General features: G+C 70.1%; 2 protein-coding genes. Both read right to left on the bottom strand.

The genetic code is table 11. From position 1 onward, the window contains the following. The coding region (locus tag CV1CTNOD_RS28230) for a polyketide synthase docking domain-containing protein (RefSeq protein WP_131785879.1) at positions 1 to 69 on the bottom strand (69 nt) is incomplete at its 3' end. Between the two features lie 79 nt (positions 70 to 148). Then, positions 149 to 3,285: type I polyketide synthase (locus tag CV1CTNOD_RS10200; protein WP_131785878.1), on the bottom strand; the 3,137-nt coding region annotated here is incomplete at its 5' end.

The raw sequence follows: 3,285 nt of genomic DNA on the forward strand, positions 1-3,285 counted from the left end.
CGACCGGACCTCGTGCAACTCAGCCACGACCCGCTTCAGGTAGGTCCGGAGTTCCTCTTCAGCAGCCATCACACGTCACTTTCTCACGATGATTTCGGATTTCCTCATGGTGATTCCGGACTTCAGCACGACACGATCAACAGCACGATCAGCGGGCGCCGAGATTGTCGTCGATGAATGCGAAGAGCTCCTCGTCCGTGGCACGGTCGAACTGGTCGCCGGCGGCGGACGCCCCGGTGACCGGTGCGCATCGCTCCAGCAGGGCGGACAGTCTCGTGCGTATCCTGCCGAGCTCGTCCGAGCTCGCCGGAATCGTCGAGATGGCGGCCTCCAGCCGAGCCAGCTCCGCCGTTGCGGACGGCGGCCCGCCGGCCTGCCCGGACACGAGCTCGCCACGGAGCAGCCGGGCGAGCGCGACCGGTGTGGGATGGTCGAACACCACGGTGGGGGGCAGGCGCAGCCCGGTCAGCGCGTTGAGCCGGTTGCGCATCTGCACCGCGGTCAACGAGTCGAAACCGAGGTCGCGAAAGGCCCGCCCCACCTCCAGCGTGACCGGCTCCGGATAACGCAGGACACTCGCGGCCTCGGTGCGCACCAGCTCCAGCAGGAGACGGTCCTGATCGGCCGTTGTCAGCCCGGCCAGCCGCCGCGCCAGTGGTGAGATGCTGTCGTCCTCGGCCGCCACGCTGCCGCCCGCCTTGCTGCCGCCCGCGCCGTTCGGGGCGTCCACCGGGGGTGAAGGCGCCGGGATATGCGGCGAGGACGCCGGTGCGACCGGGGAGGACTGCGACGCGACGGGAGAGGACTGCAGCCAGTACCGCTGCCGCTGGAACACGTAGGTGGGCAGGTCCACCAGGTCACCCGGTATCCCGCCGAAGACCGTCTGCCAGTCCAGCGGCGCCCCGTTCACGTGTGCTTCCGACACCGACGTCAGAAAACGCTCGACACCGCCCTCACCGCGCCGCAGCGAGGACAGTACGACGGCTTCGTGGCCGGTTTCCCGCGCGGTTTCCTCCAGACCGATGGTCAGCACCGGATGCGGGCTCACCTCGATGAAGATGTCGTGTCCGTGCTGCAACAACGTCCGCGTCGCCTGCTCGAAATGGACGGTGTCACGCAGGTTGCGGTACCAGTACCCGGCATCGAGCACCGTCGTGTCCACCAGATCCCCGGTCACGGTCGAGCAGAAGGGGATGTCCGAAGTGCGGGGGGTGATTCCGGCCAGCTCGGCCAGCAGCCGCTCCCGGATCGCTTCGACAGCCGCGGAGTGCGAGGCGTAGTCGACCGGGATCTCGCGGGCCCACACCCCCTCCGCCTCACACAGGGTAAGCAGTTCCCGCACCGCCTCGGGTTCACCGGAGACGACCGCCGAACGCGGGCCGTTCCTGGAGGCAACCGAAATGCGTCCATCCCAGTGGGCGAGGCGCTCGTCCAGCTCCGCCAACGGCAGTGATACCGAGGCCATCGCGCCCTGGCCGGACAGCACCAGCAGCGCCTTGCTGCGCAGCGCCACGATCCTGGCGGCATCGGACAGCGACAGCGCGCCTGCCACACAGGCCGCGGCGATCTCGCCCTGGCTGTGCCCGATGACGACGCGCGGCTCGATCCCGTAGGACTTCCAGAGCGCGGCCAGGGAGACCATCACCGAGAACAGGACGGGTTGCACCACGTCGACCCTGTCCAGCGAGGGGGCACCCAGTTCGCCGCGCACCACGTCGACGGGTGAGAAGTCGACGTGCTCGGCCAGGGCCGCGGCGCACGCCGCCATCCGCCCGGCGAACACCGTGGAGGAGTCCAGCAGCTGTGCGGCCATGCCGATCCACTGGGAACCCTGGCCGGGAAAGACGAAGGCAATCTTCCTGTCGCCGCCGGCGACGCCCGGGACGACATGGTCGGCCGCTTCGCCGCGGGCCAGCGCGGCAAGACCGGCAGCCAGGCGGGGACGGTCCGCCGCCAGCACGACGGCACGGTGCTCGAACCTCGACCGCCCCGTGGCCAGTGACCATGCCACGGTGGCCGGGTCGAGGCCGGGATGGGCGTCCAGGTGGGCGGCCAACCGCAGGGCCTGGTCACGCAACGCGCCGGCTGACCGCGCCGACAGCACGAACGGCAGCACCGCAGAAGCCGACGCCACCGGGAGTGCGCCGGTATCCCCGAGCGTGTTGGTATCCCCGAGGGCGCCGGTGTCCCCCTGCCCGTCGGGGCGGGCACGGTCGTCGGCAGGAGGGGCTTGTTCCAGGATCGCGTGGGAGATGGTGCCGCTGACGGCGAAGGAGGACACGGCGGCCCGGCGGGGCCGGCCGCCCGTGTCCGGCCAGGCGATCTGCTCGGTCAGCAACCGCACCGTCCCGGACGACCAGTCCACGTGCGGAGTCGGCTGGTCGACGTGCAACGTACGCGGCAGCACCCCGTGTCGCATCGCCATCACCATCTTGATCACCCCGGCGACGCCGGCCGCGCCCTGGGTGTGACCGAGGTTGGACTTGATCGAGCCCAGCCACAGCGGCTGGTCCGCCGGGCGGTCCCGCCCGTAGGTCGCCAGCAACGCCTGCGCCTCGATCGGATCACCCAGCTTCGTCCCCGTACCGTGCGCCTCCACCACGTCCACCTCACCGGCCGCCACCCCGGCAGCAGCCAACGCCTGCCGGATCAGCCGCTGCTGCGCCGGCCCGTTCGGCGCCGTCAGCCCGCTGCTGGCACCGTCGGAGTTCACCGCCGACCCCCGCACCACCGCCAGCACCGGATGCCCGTGACGGCGCGCGTCCGACAACCGCTCCAGCAACAGCATCCCCGCCCCCTCACCGGCGCCGAAGCCGTCGGCCTGCGCGGCAAAGGGCTTGCACCTGCCGTCCGGGGCGAGCGCGCCCTGCCGGCTGAAGTCGGTGAAGGTGCCGGGGGAATACATCACCGTGGCGCCGCCGGCGAGTGCCAGCGAGCATTCCTTCTGCCGCAGCGCATGGCACGCCAGGTGCAATGCCACCAGCGACGACGAACACGCCGTGTCCACGGTGAGTGTAGGACCGTGGAATCCCATGGAATAGGAGATCCGGCCGGACATGACCGCGGCGAGGGTACCCAGTTTCAGATAACCCTCCACCTCCTCGGGTACCTGCTGCAGCCCGGCGGCATAGTCGTGATACATGACGCCGGTGAAAACACCGGTCTGGCTGCCCCGCACCGAAGCCGGGTCAATTCCCGCCCGCTCGAAGACCTCCCACGAGGTCTCCAGCAACAACCGCTGCTGCGGGTCGATCGCCAGCGCCTCCCGTGGAGAGATCCCGAAGA

Origin of the sequence: Protofrankia symbiont of Coriaria ruscifolia (genome assembly GCF_900634745.1) — a bacterium.
GTDB lineage: Bacteria > Actinomycetota > Actinomycetes > Frankiales > Frankiaceae > Protofrankia > Protofrankia californiensis.